This window comes from Bradyrhizobium sp. SRS-191 (assembly GCF_024586915.1).
Classification (GTDB): Bacteria; Pseudomonadota; Alphaproteobacteria; order Rhizobiales; family Xanthobacteraceae; genus Bradyrhizobium.
On sequence record NZ_JANBVS010000002.1, the window covers coordinates 398,384 to 412,926 of the forward strand.

Here is a 14,543-nt window from a genome sequence, read left to right on the forward strand (position 1 = left end):
GGAGCTCCAGCCGCAGCCGGGCCGCGGATGAGGGACGGGACCGGGCAACCGCGCCGCACAATCCGCGTTCCATGCCCTCGAGCGGAGCCAGCGCGTCACCGTCGCTTGGGACGGACCTGGATAGCCTTGAGATAATTGACCACGGCTTCGGCATCGGGCCGATCGAACTGGAAGCTCGGCATGTCCTTGTGGATCGTCGAGAGGCCGGTCTGTAGCCGCTGGGCGAAGTCTTCGTCGTAGAGCTTGCTGTCACCGAAGGTCCTGAACGGGGGCGCGTCGGGATGCGGGCTGGCGCCGGTGGGACCTATCGCATGGCATCGGCTGCAAAGGCTTTGCAAGAGCGCTTTTCCACGCCTCTGCTCGCTGTCCAGTGCATGGCTTGGCCAGGCAAGGGTGCACAGCAACACCAAAGCTAATCCTGCTCGCATCCTCATGGCGCCCGCTCATCCGCTCCCGGCTACCAGCGGCCGGTCGCCTTCCCATAGGCGTAAAGCGCGATCAGGCCAATGGTGACGAGCGAGGAGGCCATCAGCACGATGCGGTCCCAGCGCGGCGGATCGTCGTCGCGATTGAGCGTCAGCAGGGCGAACAGGGCCTTCAGGGCAAAGCGGCGCATCGCATCATCCGTACGGCCGGCGCGTGAGTCGGCCGCGTGACGGCGAGCTTAGCGCGTCACGGCGCTGCGCCGCCACTCGCGCGGCGTCATGCCGAACTGCTCCCGGAACACGCGGCCGAAATGCGAGAGGTCGTTGAAGCCCCAGGAAAAGGCGATCTCGCTGATCTGACGATGCGCCAGCGCCGGCGAGCCGATGTCGCGATGACATTGCTTCAGGCGCTCGGCCAGCACATGACGCTGAAACGACAGCTGCTCGTCAGAGAACAGGTCGTTGATGTAGCGCGTCGACAGGCCGAGCTCGCGGGCGACCTCCTGCAACGACAGATCCGAATCCGAGAGCCGCGTGCGGACATGCGCCTTGATGCGGTAGAGCAGCGCCGCGCGATGGCTGGAGGCGGGCAGGGGCTGTGTCCTCAGCCGTTCGGCCAAGGTCATCGCCAGCAGGTCGGCGGCCTGATCGGCGAGATGCTCGGCATTCTCGACGTTGATATGGTCAGCGCGCTCGCACAGCTTGATGATGAAATCGTAGGCCAGCGGCTGCAGCGGGCCGTCGGCGCCGAAGGTGATCGCCGTGACGGCCTCGGTGGCCCCGATCCTGCGCTGCAGCATCTCGCGCGGCAGCTTGAACACGGTCTGCCGGAATGCGGCGTCGAACTGCAGCTCGTAGGGGCGCGTCGTGTCATAGATCGCGAATTCGCCTGGCCGGATCACCGTGTCGCGGCCGTCCTGGGTCACGCCTCCGATCCCCTCACGCCCGAGCGCGACCAGCACGTAGTCCGCATCCGCCCGCGCGATGCGTTGCGACGTCCGGTGCACGCGCTGCCGGTCGGAGGCAACCTCGGAGCAGACGGCCCGCCCCAGCGTCGTGTGCGTGACCGAGCCACGAAACGCGCTGCCGAGATCGGACGTGCAGTCGAGCCCGACATAGACGTCGCAGACGATGTCCTGCCACAGCGCCAGCCGGCGGTGGCCCGGGCTTCCCTCCGTGGTGAACAGGACCGGCATCGCGGTCTCCCTTTGCACCTGTGCCAATGGACGGTTGGAAATGCAGCAAATTCCGGGCCGGCGCCTCGCACTGTGCCTGCCGCAGTCGAGTTTTCGTGCCGAGCCAGACGAGCGCGAATGGCGGCTGAGGTCAATACTTCCCAATCGAAGCGCGCGCGGCGGGACGCCGCTGATCCGGAAAAGGGGAGACGAGCGATGGGACTGGCACATCCGAAATACAAGGTGGCGGTGGTGCAGGCGGCGCCGGCCTGGCTCGACCTGGACGGCTCGATCAAGAAGACGATTGCGCTGATCGAGGAGGCGGCCGACAAGGGCGCCAAGCTGATCGCCTTTCCGGAGGTGTTCATCCCCGGATACCCCTGGCACATCTGGATGGACTCGCCCGCCTGGTGCATCGGCCGTGGCTTCGTGCAGCGCTATTTCGACAACTCGCTCGCCTATGACAGCCCGCAGGCCGAGGCGCTGCGCACCGCTGTGCGCAAGGCGAAACTAACGGCTGTGCTTGGCCTGTCCGAGCGTGACGGCGGCAGCCTCTATATCGCGCAATGGCTGATCGGTCCGGATGGCGAGACCATCGCCAAGCGCCGCAAGCTACGGCCGACCCATGCCGAGCGCACCGTCTATGGCGAGGGCGACGGCAGCGACCTTGCGGTGCATGAGCGTCCCGACATCGGCCGGATCGGCGCGCTGTGCTGCTGGGAGCATCTGCAGCCGCTGTCGAAATATGCGATGTATGCGCAGAACGAGCAGGTGCATGTCGCGGCGTGGCCGAGCTTCTCGCTCTACGACCCGTTCGCGCCTGCGCTTGGCGCCGAGGTCAATAATGCCGCCTCGCGCGTCTATGCCGTGGAAGGCTCGTGCTTCGTGCTGGCGCCGTGCGCGACCGTTTCACAGGCGATGATCGACGAGCTCTGCGACCGTCCCGACAAGCACGCGCTGCTGCATGTCGGTGGCGGCCATGCCGCGATTTTCGGTCCCGACGGCTCGATGCTCGTCGAGAAGCTGCCGCCGGAGCAGGAGGGTCTGGTGATCGCCGAGATCGATCTCGGCATGATCGGCATCGCCAAGAACGCCGCCGATCCGGCTGGGCACTATTCGCGCCCCGACGTGACCCGGCTGTTGCTCAACAAGAAGCCGTTCAATCGCGTCGAGGCGTTCGCGCTCCCGGTCGATACCGTTGCAGCCGCGGCATCCGGCGAGGCCGCGGTCGCGCGGCCTGATCAAACCGCTTGAGGGGACGCGTCATGGAGTCGGCAATTCCCTCGCATCTGACGACCACGCGCTGCCGCCATCGCCGGGTCGATGACGACTACAAGCCACCTTATCCGTCGTTCGTCGCCCGTCATGGAGCGGGCGTCAGCCGCGTGGTCATGGCCTATTTCGGCGTGCAATACCGCGCCGAGACGGCGGCCGCGCCCCCGTCGACGTCGGACTTCATGACGCTCGTATCACGAGCCGACGGACCATCGCATTGGGACCTCGCGCACCATGTCGACCAGGCCGGATGTGCGAACGACGTCTTCGTCGCCTATTGGGACGATGTCCTGCGCTTCGACAGCTGGTTCGAGCCGGCGCGCCTGGCCTGGACCGGGTCCGGCGCGGAAGGGAGCGGCCGCTTCATCGAGGTGCTGCGCCCCGCGATCGAGCGTTATGAGACGTTGTTCTCGTCGCTGGGACGTCCCGAGGGGATCGCGGTCATTGCCGAGGGCATGAGCGGCGAGGTGTTGGAGCATGCTTATTGGGGCGGCATGCGCGATCGAATCCCGTTGTCGCAAACCAACGAGATGCGATCGCTCGGCAAGCCGACCCTGCTGCAGGACGGGCCGCGCCTGCGTGTGATCGCGCAGGACAATCTCTGCATGATTCGCTCTGGCCAGGATTGGAGCGATACCGATGCGGCGGAGCGCCGGATGTATCTCGACGATGTCGAACCCGTGCTGCGCGAGGGCATGGATTTCCTGCGTGATCAGGGAATATCGATCGGCTGCTATGCGAACCGCTATATGCGCTTGCGAGGCACGGACGGCGTCCTCACGGAGAAATCCTACGGGCAGAGCTGGTGGCAGAGCCTGTCGGCGCTTGAGCGCTGGGCGGAGTCGCATCCGACGCATGTCAGGATCTTCGGCGCGGCGATGAAATATCTGTCCTCGCTCGGACCCGCCGCCAAGCTTCGGCTCTATCACGAGGTCACGGTGGCGGCTGCCGACGAGCAGTTCTTCGAATATGTCGGCTGCCACGCCAAAACGGGGATGCTGGCGGCCGTGAGTTGAGACGGCGCGCCAGACCCTCAACCGGTTGCTTCTATACTACACTGCTACCGAATCGATCGGCCGGGCGAGATATTCAGGCATAATCTCGTCCGCCAGCGCCTCGGCGGCTTGCGTTTACCCTCACATTGTTTCACGAATTCGTGGGCAAGGGGGGAATCATGTTCGTAGAGTGGCGCAATACCGGTCTTCTGGGCGCTGTGTTGGGGGCTCTTGCTCTCGGCGCCTGCGCGTCGAGTTCGACTGACATCACCCCGACCTACGTGTCTCCGATGATCTTTCAGTCGTACAACTGCCAGCAGCTTGCGATGGAAGCCCAGAGCGTCTCCTCGCGTGCAGCCATTCTGTCCGGAGCGCAGGACAAGCAGCGAACGAATGACACGATCGCGACCACTGCTGCGGTGGTGGTGTTCTGGCCGGCGGCATTTCTGGTCGGAGGCGACAAGCAGACGGCCGCCGAGCTGGCCAACATGAAGGGCCAGATGGTTGCCATCGAGCAGGCCTCGATCGCCAAGAAGTGCAACATTCAGTTTCAACGGCCCGAGCCGAAGGCTGAAGAGAAGTAGCCGTTCGGTTTTCAAGCTCGCTGGTTGACCTCAGGTCAGGCCGCGTCAGTTCGACCGCGTCTAGGCCGAGGTGTCTCGCAGGCCGCGTGCGATCGCCTTCTGGGCATCGAACTCGGCGCGCCGGCGCGCGAGTTCGGCCGGTGCGAGCAAAGCGGGATTGCTGTAGTCGCGCTTCCAACAGTGATCCCCGCTCCATTGCAGCGGCGATTGCACGGTGGTTCGTGCGGCCGGTGAACGCTCGAGCACATCGAGCGCGAGTTCGAGCGTGAAGGCTTGCGACGCCGTGTCGTGCGGCTTGCCGGCGGAATTGCCGAGCGGGAAATCCGAGAACAGGAAGCGCGGCGCGGCGGCATGCTCGACGATGTCCTTGGCGCAGCCCATCACGACCGTCGCGATGCCGTTGGCTTCGAGATGCCGCGCCACCAGTGTCACGGTCTGATGGCACACCGGGCAATTCGGCACCAGCACGACGGCATCGATCTCATCGGCGCGGCAGCGCGCCAGAATCTCCGGCGCATCGCTCTCGATGGTGACGCGCTGGCTGCGATTGGTCGGTGCCCCGAAGAAGCGTGGCCCGACGGCGCCGATGCGGCCCTCGCGAGCGAAGCGGAGCAGTTGCGCCAGGGGAAACCAGGTGTTGGAGTCCATTGCCGTCGTATGCGTCCGATCGTAAGCGATGTGCGAGATCCGCAGATCGTGCTGCGCCGACGTGTCGCCGTCATAGACGGAGTAGAACTTGGCCCCGCCATTGTAGGGCGCGCCGGGACCCTGATCGCCTTTGGCGGGATCGAAAGGCGCGGCGGTGGTGACGATTGTCACGCGCGACTGCGCCAGGGGCTTGCGCAGCGGCTGGAACGGCGCTGAATTGTAATGAGCCCAGCGATACGGCGTCCCATAGCCGATGGCGAGGTAATAGTCGCGGGTGCGCGCCATGTAGGCCAGCGGCACGGTGTCATCCGGGGCGAAGCCGAGTGTGTCGTCGGTGGGGGTGGCCATCCGTTGCGCTCCCTTGGAGATTGATGATCTGCTAGCGGCGCGACCGTCTGTGTCAAGGCGCCGCGTGCTGGAACCGGAGCACGCCTGAGGCTTTGTCTGTTTGCGGTTGGGTCCGCCGGCGGTCAGGCCGGCTTTTTTCATCGTGTCCATGCTCGTTTCGGTTTCTGCAGCTTGCCAGTCCTTGGGTATCGTCTTCTGTCTCATGGTCGCGATGCTGGGTAGCGTCGCCGCCAATGAGGGCGAGACCGTGTGGCCGCTGGTGGACGGGGCACCTCCGGCCCAGAATGATCCGAAAGACTCGGCCGCGAAGGCTGATGACCCCAAGGAGAGCGGCACCCGCGAGGCGATCTGCCTGATGATCGAGTCCGCGGCCAAGTCCAACGATCTGCCGCTCGAATTCTTTACCCGCGTGATCTGGCAGGAGAGCCGCTTCCAGAGCGATGCCGTCGGCCCGGTGACGCGCAACGGCCAGCGCGCGCAAGGCATTGCCCAGTTCATGCCGGGCACGGCGAGCGAGCGCGAGCTGCTCGATCCATTCGATCCGGTGCAGGCGCTGCCGAAATCGGCGCAGTTCCTGGCCGAGCTGCGCGATCAGTTCGGCAATCTCGGCCTGGCCGCCGCTGCCTATAATGCCGGCCCGCGTCGCGTGCAGAACTGGCTCGCCGGCAAGGGGCAGATGCCCTGGGAGACGCGCAACTACGTCTCGGCCATTACCGGCACCTCGATCGACGAGTGGGCGGCCGCCGGCAAGGGGAGCGAGAAGGGTGGCAAGCTGCCGCCGAGCGCCCGGCCGACCTCATGCCATCAGCTCATGGCGTTGTTGAAGCGCGCGCCCAATCCGTTCGTCACCCAGCTGGAACAGCATGTCGCCGTGTCCGCCGCGAAGGTGTGGGGCGTGCAGCTGGCGGCCGGCTTCGACCGCAACAAGGCGCTGTCGATGTACGCGCGGGCGATCAAGGGCCTCGGCTCGGTGATCGGCGATCGCGACCCGAGCCTGCTGTCCTCGGTCATGCGCACGCGCGGCAACCGCGCCTTCTATCAGGTCCGGATCGGCGCGGACACGCGCGGCGAGGCGGACGCGCTCTGCAACCGCATCCGCGGCGCCGGCGGCGCCTGCTTCGTGCTGCGCAACCGGGCCTGACGGCGGGCGGCTTGCGCCGCGTGCAGAGCCGCGCGCGCGTGATGACGGTTGACGCCGGGCGGTTTCGAAAGCCTTATCGCGCTCCGTTCCGCTTGGCCGCCCGTGACACTTCCTCCGCTCGATTCACCGCAATGGCATGGTTCGCTCCGGGCCTTCGGCTGGGGGCTGCGCGCGACGTCGGCGACCATCCTGTCGGTGGTGCTGTTCGTCACATTCATCGGCATCGGCGCGCTCGCCCACGACACCCATTTCAGCATGCTCTGGGCGATCCTCAGCACCGTGCTGGTGTGGGCCGGGCCGGCGCAGATCATCCTGGTGTCGACGCTTGGCTCCGGCCAGACCATCCTGCAGTCGGCGATCGCGGTCACCATGAGCGCGATCCGGCTGTTTCCGATGGTGGTGGCGGTGCTGCCGTTGATCCGCGAGCCGAAGACCAAGCGGCGGCATCTGGTGCTGATCGCGCACTTCACCGCGGTGACCCTGTGGGTCGAATGCTATCGCTTCCTGCCGCATGTGCCGCGCGAGCGCCGCATCGCCTTCGTGCACGGCCTCGGCAGTGGCCTGATGGCGGTGGCGCTGGTGGCGACCATCATCGGCTATCTGCTGGCGGCCAACCTGTCGCAGACCTTCGGCGCCGCCGTGCTGCTGCTGACGCCGCTCGCCTTCCTGTTCTCCACCCTGCGCAACGCCAAGGAGCTGGCGGACGTGCTCGCGCTCGGCCTCGGCCTTGTACTCTATCCGCTGGCCGCGAAGCTCAACAGCGGCGTCGACATCCTGGTCAGCGGCGTCGTCGCCGGGACGGTTGCGTTCGCCGTCCACAAATGGCGCGAGCGACGGGAGGCGGCATGAGCGACTTCATCGGCGACTGGCATGCGCTGGTGGTGCTGCTGGTCGCGGGCGTCATCCCGAACCAGATCTGGCGGCTGCTGGGCTTATGGTTCGGCAGCGGCCTCGACGAGGGCTCGGACCTGCTGATGTGGGTGAAGGCAGTCGCGACCGCGATCCTCGCCGGCGTTATCGCCCAGATCGTCGTGCAGCCGCCCGGCGCGCTGGCCAGCGTGCCCTGGGAGCTGCGCTATGGCGCTGTCGCAGCCGGCCTTGCGGCCTTTCTCGCGACGCGCCGCTCGATCTTCGCTGGCGTCGTCTGCGGCGAGGCGGTCATGCTGGCCGGAAAATGGTGGCTCGGCTGAGTTGCGCGACCGCAATTGCCGTGCCGCCGCATTCGGCTAGATTGACGGAAGATCCGAGGATTTTGCGATGACCACTGATACCGATCTCCGCCCGGGTGAAGTCGCGATCGCGGCGCCGCAGCCGCGTGATGCTTCGCTGTACTTCATCGGCCGCATTCGCACGCCATGGACCTCGCGGCTGGAGACGCCGCGGCAGGGCAGCTTCGAGGGGCCGGTGTGCCGGCTAGAGATCTTCGAGCCTTGGGTGGCGGCGCTGCAGGGCATCGACGGCTTCAGCCATCTCCAGGTGCTGTACTGGCTCAACCGGGCCCGGCGCGATCTCGTCAAGCAGAGCCCCCGCCATCACGACGGCGAGACCCGCGGCACCTTCGCGCTGCGCTCGCCGGTGCGGCCCAATCCGATCGGCGTCTCGACCGTCCGCTTCGTCGCGCTGGAGAGCAGCACCGTGCTGGTGCGCGGGCTCGACTGCCTCGACGAGACGCCGCTGATCGACCTGAAGCCGGACCATTGCGTGTTCACGCAGGCGCCTGCGTCGGGGGACGACGACAACGCATAAGATCGACGGAGCTCGATAGTCAACGTGAACAAGCGGCCGCAGAAGACCGTAACGGCTCTCGATGCAATCACCGCGGACCTCGTCGCCGTGCTGGTGGCGGTGACCGACGGGCAGCCCAGGATCATGACCATCGAACACGCCGCGGCATTGCCGAGCGGACCGTTTCAATTCGGTCACCGCTCGTTGCAGACGGGGCTGCGCGCGTGGGTCGAGGCACAGACCGGGCATCCCCTGGGGTATGTCGAGCAGCTCTACACTTTCGCCGACCGCGGCCGTAGCGGTGATCCCGACGCGCCCCATCGCATTTCCATCAGCTATCTCGGCCTCACGCGTGAGGAGGAGGGGCGCGAGGGGGCCGATGCGCAATGGTCGTCCTGGTACGACTACTTCCCATGGGAGGATCACCGCGATGGTCCGCCGGCGATCCTCGCCAAGATCATCGCTCCCAAGCTGAAGGCCTGGGCGCGATCCGCCGAACAGCCTGCGCTGCAGAAGACGCGGTGGCGGCGTGCCGCCATCACCTTCGGTGTCGATGGCCACGAGTGGAACGAGGAGCTGGCGCTGCAGCGCTATGAGTTGTTGTACGAGGCCGCGCTGATCGCCGAGAGCGTGCGCGAGAAGGGCGGCGAGGGTGTCGTGCCCGGCCGCGCAATGAGGGGCGACCACCGCCGCATTCTCGCCACCGGCATCGCCCGGCTGCGTGCCAAGATCAAGTATCGCCCGGTCGTGTTCGAGCTGATGCCCGACGAATTCACGCTGCTGCAACTGCAACGCAGCGTCGAGGCGCTCGCCGGGCGGCTGGTTCACAAGCAGAATTTCCGCCGTCTCATCGAGCAGCAGGATCTCGTCGAAGAGACAGGCGCGATGGCGGCCGACACGATCGGCCGTCCGGCCAAGCTGTTCCGCTTCCGCCAGGGCGTGCTGGCCGAACGCGCCGTGGTCGGAACCAAGCTGCCGCTCTCGCGGACGTGATCTCCGGCCCTTGACACGATTTATGCTCAGGATAAGTATAAGCCAGATTATGCTCAAGGAGAGTATAAATGGCCGAGATTGTCCTTTCTCCCGTCGCGCCGAATGCACCGCTCGCCGACCGATTGAAGCGGGTGATCCCGCCGCCGGAATGGGCGGTATACGAGGAGGACGTCGAAGCCATTCGGGCGCTGAAGCGCCGGCGCAAGGCCGTGGTGCTCGCGCATAACTACCAGACGCCCGAGATCTTCCACGGCGTCGCCGACATCGTCGGCGACAGCCTCTTGCTTGCACGTGAAGCGACCAAGGTCGATGCCGAGGTGATCGTGCTCGCCGGCGTGCACTTCATGGCGGAGACCGCCAAGCTGCTCAATCCCGAGAAGACGGTGCTGATCCCGGATATGGAGGCGGGCTGCTCGCTCGCGGAGTCGATCACCGCTGACGATGTCCGGCTGATGCGCGCCCGCCATCCGGGCGTGCCGGTGGTTGCCTATGTCAACACGTCCGTCGCGGTGAAGGCCGAGTCCGACATCTGCTGCACCTCCGGCAATGCACGCGCGATCGTGGAGTCTCTCGGTACGGATCACGTGATCATGCTGCCGGACGAATACCTCGCGCGCAACGTGGCGGCGCAGACCGAGGTGAGGATCACGGCGTGGAAGGGACACTGCGAGGTGCATGAGCGCTTCAGCGCGGAGGACGTTCGCACGCTGCGTGACAATCATCCAGGGGTGACCGTGCTGGCGCATCCGGAGTGTCCGCCCGAGGTGGTGGCCGAGGCGGACTTTGCCGGCTCGACGGCTGCGATGTCCGATTTTGTTGGTGACAAGCGGCCGGCGCGGGTGGTGCTGCTGACGGAATGCTCGATGAGCGACAATGTCGCGGTGATGTATCCCGACATCGAGTTCGTCCGGCCGTGCAATCTGTGCCCGCACATGAAGCGGATCACCTTGAAGAACATCCGCCATGCGCTCGAGACCAACACGCATGAGGTGACGATCGATCCAGGGATGGCCGAGCGCGCGCGGCGTTCGGTGGAAAGGATGCTGGCGCTATGAGTATCGATCTTTCTGACCTCACAGGTTATCCCGTGATCATCGGCGGCGGTGCGGCCGGATTGATGACCGCGCTCGCGCTGGCGCCCGAGCCGGTCGTTCTGCTGTCGAAGTCGCCGCTCGGCGCTGAAGCATCGAGCATGTGGGCGCAGGGCGGCCTGGCCGCCGCCGTCGGTGCTGACGACGATCCGGCGCTGCATCTGCGGGACACCATGCTGGCCGGCGCGGGCCTGTGCGACGAGGCCGCGGCGCGCCGCATCATCGATGCGGCCCCGGGCGCGGTCGAAAGGCTCGCCGAGCTTGGCGTCGCGTTTGATCGGAACGCGGATGGGAGCTGGCGCCCCGGCCTGGAGGCCGCGCACAGCCGCAACCGGATCGTCCACGCCACCGGCGACGGCACCGGACGCGAGATCATGCGCGCGCTGATCGTGGCTGTCAGGCGCTGCCCGTCGGTGACGTTGCTCGAAGGCGTCGAAGCGCGGCAGTTGATCGTTGCGGACAATGCGGTCCAGGGCGTGCTCGCGGTCCGCGGCGACGAACCGCTCGTGCTCGCCACAACACGTGTCGTGATCGCGACCGGCGGCATCGGCGGCCTGTTCCTCGACAGCACCAATCCATCCGGCTGCTTCGGCCAGGGCCTGGCGCTGGCGGCGCGGGCAGGGGCGGTCCTGTCCGATCTGGAGTTCGTGCAGTTTCACCCCACTGCCTTCGATGGGCTGTCGCGGCCGCTGCCGCTGCTCACCGAGGCGATCCGCGGCGATGGCGCGGTGCTGATCGACGAGCGAGGGGTACGCTTCATGGCCGACGAGCCCGGGGCGGAATTGGCGCCGCGCGACGTGGTGGCACGGGCGGTGTGGCGTCACCGCGCGGCGGGTCACCGGACGTTCCTCGATGCGAGGGAGAAGCCAGGCTCGGCCTTCGCCGCGCGCTATCCGGTGATCAGCGCGTTCTGCCGCATGGCCGGCCTCGATCCGGCTGTCGATCCGATCCCGGTGCGGCCGGCCGTGCACTACCATATGGGCGGCATCGCTGTTGACGGGGTGGGCCGAAGCTCGGTCGAAGGCTTATGGGCCTGCGGCGAGGCCAGCCGCACCGGCCTGCACGGCGCCAACCGGCTTGCCAGCAACTCGCTGATGGAAGCCATCGTCTGCGCGCAATGGGTGGCCGAGAGCGTGGCTGGTTCGCCGCCGCGCGCGGCCAAGCCCCGACAGGCCGCAGCAATTCCCGCTGCATCCGATCCCGCAGCGGTGCGTCCGCTGCTGTCCGATGCGCTCGGCGTGCTTCGCGACCGCGATCGGATGACAGAAGCGATTCGGAGCCTGCTCCCGCTGGCGCTGGGAGCAGGGCCTGCGGCCGATCCGGCCCTGGTCGGCCTGATGATGTCGGTTGCGGCGATGGCGCGCGAGGAGAGCCGCGGCGGGCATTGCCGGACCGACTATCCGGACACGCAGTCCGTTGCGCAGCCGTCCCGCTTCACATCGTCCTCGGCGATCGCCGCCGCGCGGGAGATCGCCGAGACCGAGCGTCCCTCGTTCAGGAGCGTCGCATCATGACCCTCAATCCAATCTCGCCCGTGCTCTATGAGCCGCTGGTGCGCATGGCGCTGCTGGAGGATCTCGGTCGCGCCGGCGATATCACCACGGATGCGATCGTGCCTGCGGAGCAGCGCGCGTCTCTCAAGCTGCGGGCGCGCCAGCATGGTGTGATCGCCGGCCTCGACATCGCGCGCTGCGCGTTCCAGACGGTCTCCCCCGAGGTTCGTATGGAGGTCATCCGCGGCGATGGCAGTGTCGTGGTGCCTGGCGACGTGATCGCCACCATCGGCGGGCCGGCGCGGGCGCTGCTGACCGGCGAGCGTGTCGCGCTCAACTTTCTCGGCCACCTCAGCGGCGTCGCCTCGGCGACGGCGTCGCTGGTCGCGGCGGTGAAGGGCACGCGGGCGCAGATCGTTTGCACGCGCAAGACCACGCCGGGGTTGCGCGCGCTGGAGAAATATGCGGTGCGCGCCGGTGGTGGAGGCAATCACCGGTTCGGGCTCGATGATGCCGTGCTGATCAAGGACAATCACGTCGCCATTGCGGGCGGCATTAAGGCTGCGATCACGAGGGCGAAGGCTCATGCCGGCCACCTCGTGAAGATCGAGGTCGAGGTCGACAATCTGGCGCAGCTCGAGGAGGCGCTGGCGCTTGGTGTCGATGCCGTCTTGCTCGATAACATGACGCCGGCGGAGCTCGAACGCGCCGTCGGCATGGCCCGGGGCAAGGCGATCACCGAAGCGTCGGGCCGGATCACGGTCGACATCGCGCCGGCGATTGCGGCGGCGGGTGTCGACCTGATCTCGGTCGGCTGGATCACGCATTCATCGGCCGCGCTCGACATCGGCCTCGACGACGCCTGATCAGCCCTTCAACGCTGCGATCAGCTTCGCGGCGTTCTCCTCCAGCACCTTCGGATCCTCCTTGCGGCTCGCCGGCGGCAGCAGGCTGTCGCCCGCGTGGCGCGGCATGATGTGGACGTGGAGGTGGAACACCATCTGGCCGCCGGCATGCTCGTTGAACTGCTGCACGGTGATGCCGTCGGCGGCAAAGGCGGTCTTGGCGGCGCGGGCGATCGTGCGCACGGCGCGGCCGACGTGGAGATAGTCCTCCTCGGTAATATCGAGGATGTTGCGGGCCGCGGCCTTCGGGATCACCAGCGTATGGCCGGGCACGCGCGGCATGATGTCGAGGAAGGCCAGCACGTGGTCATTCTCGTAGACCTTCACGCACGGGAATTCGCCGCGCAGGATCTTCGCGAACGGATTGTTGGGATCGTAGGCGGTCATCGGCAAATTCCTTCAGCGGTTCCTCGTGACGCGCCTTACTCTCATTGGCCCGTGCCGCCGGTCAAGATTGCTCGTCCACGCTCTTGCGGAACGGTCCGGACTCGGCAAGCTCGCGGCCGGCCTCTTCGATGTAGGCGCGCTCGCGTTTCAGGTAGTCATCGATGGCGCGGCGCAGGCCGCGGTCGGCGATGTAGTGGGCGGAATGGGTGGTCTGCGGCAGGTAGCCGCGCACGATCTTGTGCTCTCCTTGCGCGCCGGCCTCGACGACAGCGAGCTTGTGCTGGATCGCGAAATCGATCGCCTGGTAGTAGCAGACCTCGAAATGCAGGAACGGGTGGTGCTCGATCGCGCCCCAGTTGCGGCCGAACAGCGTATCCGAGCCGATGAAGTTGATCGCGCCCGCGATCCATCGGCCATCGCGCTTGGCCATCACCAGCAGCACGTCATCGGCCATGGTTTCGCCGATCAGCGAGAAGAACTTGCGGTTCAGATAAGGCCGGCCCCATTTGCGCGAGCCGGTGTCCATGTAGAAGTCGAAGAACGCGTCCCAGGCGTCCTCGGTGATGTCCTTGCCGGTCAGCCAGTGGATGGTGATGCCGGCACTGAGCGCGTCGCGCCGCTCGCGCTTAATCGACTTGCGGTGGCGCGAGTTCATCGTCGCCAGGAAATCGTCGAAGGTGGAAAACCCCTGATTGTGCCAGTGGAACTGCTGGTCGGTGCGCTGCAGGAAGCCTTGCGCGGCGAGCATCTCCCACTCGGCCTGCTTGGCGAAGGTGACGTGCACCGAGGACGCCTCGCTGATCCCGCACAGCGCCTTCAGGCCTTGGGCGAGAGCGTTGCCGATCATGTCGCGGTCCTGGTCGGGCCGGATCAGGAGCCGCGGCCCGGTCGCCGGGGTGAAGGGGACGGAGACCTGGAGCTTCGGATAGTAACGCCCGCCAGCGCGCTCATAGGCGTCGGCCCAGCCGCGGTCGAAGACGTATTCACCCTGCGAGTGCGATTTCAGATAGCAGGGCACGACGCCGAGGACCTCGTCGCCGAGCTTGGCCACCAGATGCCGCGGCGCCCAGCCGGTGCGGATCGTCGCTGAGCCGGAGGCTTCGCAGGCGGACAAAAAGGCGTGGGAGACGAACGGGTTGAAGGAGGGGCCGCAGGCGGCGGATGAGCCGGGCGCGAGGCGGCCGGCGGGATTGGCGCAGGCGTCCCAGGCGGCGGCCGGGATCTCGGAGATCCCGGGAACGGCTTCGAGCGTGATCTCAGGTGAGGCCATCGAACCCTTGCAACAGACACGGGCATGGAACGCTCAGCGGAAGCGTCCGGATTGCCTTGCTTCCAAGATCGTGCATCGCAGCACCGAC

17 protein-coding genes are annotated in these 14,543 nt (G+C 66.6%); 11 read left to right on the plus strand and 6 right to left on the minus strand.

The features are described from left to right. Positions 1-95: 95 nt before the first annotated feature. Genes NLR35_RS05590 through NLR35_RS05600 form a run of 3 tightly spaced genes read right to left on the minus strand, consistent with a single transcriptional unit; the run spans position 96 to position 1,621 of the window. A complete protein-coding gene (locus NLR35_RS05590; RefSeq protein WP_257165556.1) occupies positions 96-434 on the minus strand; it encodes a cytochrome c in 339 nt (112 codons plus the stop codon). Between the two features lie 23 nt (positions 435-457). Further along, positions 458-616 carry a hypothetical protein gene (locus NLR35_RS05595; protein ID WP_257165557.1) on the minus strand — a complete coding sequence of 53 codons (159 nt, stop codon included), beginning with the start codon at positions 614-616 and terminating at the stop codon, positions 458-460. Positions 617-664: 48 nt separating this feature from the next. Beyond that, positions 665-1,621 carry a helix-turn-helix domain-containing protein gene (locus NLR35_RS05600; RefSeq protein WP_257165558.1) on the minus strand — a complete coding sequence of 319 codons (957 nt, stop codon included), beginning with the start codon at positions 1,619-1,621 and terminating at the stop codon, positions 665-667. A gap of 195 nt (positions 1,622-1,816) precedes the next feature. On the opposite strand from NLR35_RS05600, the gene NLR35_RS05605 reads away from it, so the two are divergent. The 3 genes from NLR35_RS05605 to NLR35_RS05615 all read left to right on the plus strand — a co-directional run bounded on the left by NLR35_RS05605 (position 1,817) and on the right by NLR35_RS05615 (position 4,454). Further along, positions 1,817-2,854 carry a carbon-nitrogen hydrolase family protein gene (locus tag NLR35_RS05605; RefSeq protein WP_257165559.1) on the plus strand — a complete coding sequence of 346 codons (1,038 nt, stop codon included), beginning with the start codon at positions 1,817-1,819 and terminating at the stop codon, positions 2,852-2,854. Between the two features lie 11 nt (positions 2,855-2,865). Continuing rightward, positions 2,866-3,891, plus strand: a complete 1,026-nt coding sequence (locus NLR35_RS05610; protein WP_257165560.1) for a phenylacetaldoxime dehydratase family protein — start codon at positions 2,866-2,868, stop codon at positions 3,889-3,891. Positions 3,892-4,160: 269 nt separating this feature from the next. Then, positions 4,161-4,454 carry a hypothetical protein gene (locus NLR35_RS05615; RefSeq protein WP_257165561.1) on the plus strand — a complete coding sequence of 98 codons (294 nt, stop codon included), beginning with the start codon at positions 4,161-4,163 and terminating at the stop codon, positions 4,452-4,454. A gap of 60 nt (positions 4,455-4,514) precedes the next feature. On the opposite strand, the gene NLR35_RS05620 is transcribed toward NLR35_RS05615, so the two are convergent. Next, positions 4,515-5,450 (minus strand): glycine/sarcosine/betaine reductase selenoprotein B family protein, encoded by a 936-nt coding sequence (locus NLR35_RS05620; protein ID WP_257165562.1) that lies wholly within the window; start codon positions 5,448-5,450, stop codon positions 4,515-4,517. Positions 5,451-5,652: 202 nt separating this feature from the next. On the opposite strand from NLR35_RS05620, the gene NLR35_RS05625 reads away from it, so the two are divergent. The 8 genes from NLR35_RS05625 to nadC all read left to right on the plus strand — a co-directional run bounded on the left by NLR35_RS05625 (position 5,653) and on the right by nadC (position 12,759). Further along, positions 5,653-6,591: a transglycosylase SLT domain-containing protein gene (locus tag NLR35_RS05625; protein ID WP_374940790.1), complete on the plus strand. Its 939-nt coding sequence runs from the start codon at positions 5,653-5,655 to the stop codon at positions 6,589-6,591. Between the two features lie 102 nt (positions 6,592-6,693). Next, on the plus strand, positions 6,694-7,440 hold the full coding sequence (locus tag NLR35_RS05630) for an AzlC family ABC transporter permease (RefSeq protein ID WP_257165563.1): 747 nt from the start codon (positions 6,694-6,696) through the stop codon (positions 7,438-7,440). Next, complete coding sequence (locus NLR35_RS05635; RefSeq protein ID WP_257165564.1) at positions 7,437-7,781, plus strand: AzlD domain-containing protein; 345 nt, start codon at positions 7,437-7,439, stop codon at positions 7,779-7,781. Before NLR35_RS05630 ends, NLR35_RS05635 begins: the two co-directional genes overlap by 4 nt. A 67-nt stretch (positions 7,782-7,848) precedes the next feature. Continuing rightward, complete coding sequence (gene tsaA, locus NLR35_RS05640) at positions 7,849-8,337, plus strand: tRNA (N6-threonylcarbamoyladenosine(37)-N6)-methyltransferase TrmO (RefSeq protein WP_257165565.1); 489 nt, start codon at positions 7,849-7,851, stop codon at positions 8,335-8,337. 15 nt (positions 8,338-8,352) lie between these two features. Then, entirely contained in the window at positions 8,353-9,309 is a 957-nt protein-coding gene (locus tag NLR35_RS05645) for a hypothetical protein (RefSeq protein ID WP_257165780.1), read from the plus strand. A 68-nt stretch (positions 9,310-9,377) separates the two neighbouring features. Beyond that, the gene (gene nadA, locus NLR35_RS05650; protein WP_257165566.1) at positions 9,378-10,364 is read left to right on the plus strand and encodes a quinolinate synthase NadA; all 987 of its coding nucleotides are present in this window, start codon (positions 9,378-9,380) and stop codon (positions 10,362-10,364) included. Next, positions 10,361-11,914 carry an L-aspartate oxidase gene (locus NLR35_RS05655; RefSeq protein ID WP_257165567.1) on the plus strand — a complete coding sequence of 518 codons (1,554 nt, stop codon included), beginning with the start codon at positions 10,361-10,363 and terminating at the stop codon, positions 11,912-11,914. The genes nadA and NLR35_RS05655 overlap by 4 nt, the downstream gene beginning before the upstream one ends. After that, on the plus strand, positions 11,911-12,759 hold the full coding sequence (gene nadC / locus NLR35_RS05660; RefSeq protein WP_257165568.1) for a carboxylating nicotinate-nucleotide diphosphorylase: 849 nt from the start codon (positions 11,911-11,913) through the stop codon (positions 12,757-12,759). The genes NLR35_RS05655 and nadC overlap by 4 nt, the downstream gene beginning before the upstream one ends. Here nadC and NLR35_RS05665 read toward each other — a convergent pair whose 3' ends face one another. Together NLR35_RS05665 and NLR35_RS05670 are read right to left on the minus strand one after the other, a co-directional pair. Continuing rightward, a complete protein-coding gene (locus NLR35_RS05665) occupies positions 12,760-13,185 on the minus strand; it encodes an HIT family protein (protein WP_257165569.1) in 426 nt (141 codons plus the stop codon). A 61-nt stretch (positions 13,186-13,246) separates the two neighbouring features. Then, complete coding sequence (locus NLR35_RS05670; protein ID WP_257165570.1) at positions 13,247-14,455, minus strand: GNAT family N-acetyltransferase; 1,209 nt, start codon at positions 14,453-14,455, stop codon at positions 13,247-13,249. Positions 14,456-14,543: the final 88 nt, after the last annotated feature.

Coding starts and splice junctions, on each gene's coding strand:
- NLR35_RS05620 (WP_257165562.1), bottom strand. CDS start 5,450: ATGGCCACCCCCACCGACGACACACTCGGCTTCGCCCCGGATGACACC.
- NLR35_RS05590 (WP_257165556.1), bottom strand. CDS start 434: ATGAGGATGCGAGCAGGATTAGCTTTGGTGTTGCTGTGCACCCTTGCC.
- NLR35_RS05615 (WP_257165561.1), top strand. CDS start 4,161: ATGATCTTTCAGTCGTACAACTGCCAGCAGCTTGCGATGGAAGCCCAG.
- NLR35_RS05670 (WP_257165570.1), bottom strand. CDS start 14,455: ATGGCCTCACCTGAGATCACGCTCGAAGCCGTTCCCGGGATCTCCGAG.
- NLR35_RS05635 (WP_257165564.1), top strand. CDS start 7,437: ATGAGCGACTTCATCGGCGACTGGCATGCGCTGGTGGTGCTGCTGGTC.
- NLR35_RS05625 (WP_374940790.1), top strand. CDS start 5,653: ATGGTCGCGATGCTGGGTAGCGTCGCCGCCAATGAGGGCGAGACCGTG.
- NLR35_RS05600 (WP_257165558.1), bottom strand. CDS start 1,621: ATGCCGGTCCTGTTCACCACGGAGGGAAGCCCGGGCCACCGCCGGCTG.
- NLR35_RS05595 (WP_257165557.1), bottom strand. CDS start 616: ATGCGCCGCTTTGCCCTGAAGGCCCTGTTCGCCCTGCTGACGCTCAAT.
- NLR35_RS05655 (WP_257165567.1), top strand. CDS start 10,361: ATGAGTATCGATCTTTCTGACCTCACAGGTTATCCCGTGATCATCGGC.
- nadC (WP_257165568.1), top strand. CDS start 11,911: ATGACCCTCAATCCAATCTCGCCCGTGCTCTATGAGCCGCTGGTGCGC.
- NLR35_RS05610 (WP_257165560.1), top strand. CDS start 2,866: ATGGAGTCGGCAATTCCCTCGCATCTGACGACCACGCGCTGCCGCCAT.
- tsaA (WP_257165565.1), top strand. CDS start 7,849: ATGACCACTGATACCGATCTCCGCCCGGGTGAAGTCGCGATCGCGGCG.
- NLR35_RS05605 (WP_257165559.1), top strand. CDS start 1,817: ATGGGACTGGCACATCCGAAATACAAGGTGGCGGTGGTGCAGGCGGCG.
- NLR35_RS05665 (WP_257165569.1), bottom strand. CDS start 13,185: ATGACCGCCTACGATCCCAACAATCCGTTCGCGAAGATCCTGCGCGGC.
- nadA (WP_257165566.1), top strand. CDS start 9,378: ATGGCCGAGATTGTCCTTTCTCCCGTCGCGCCGAATGCACCGCTCGCC.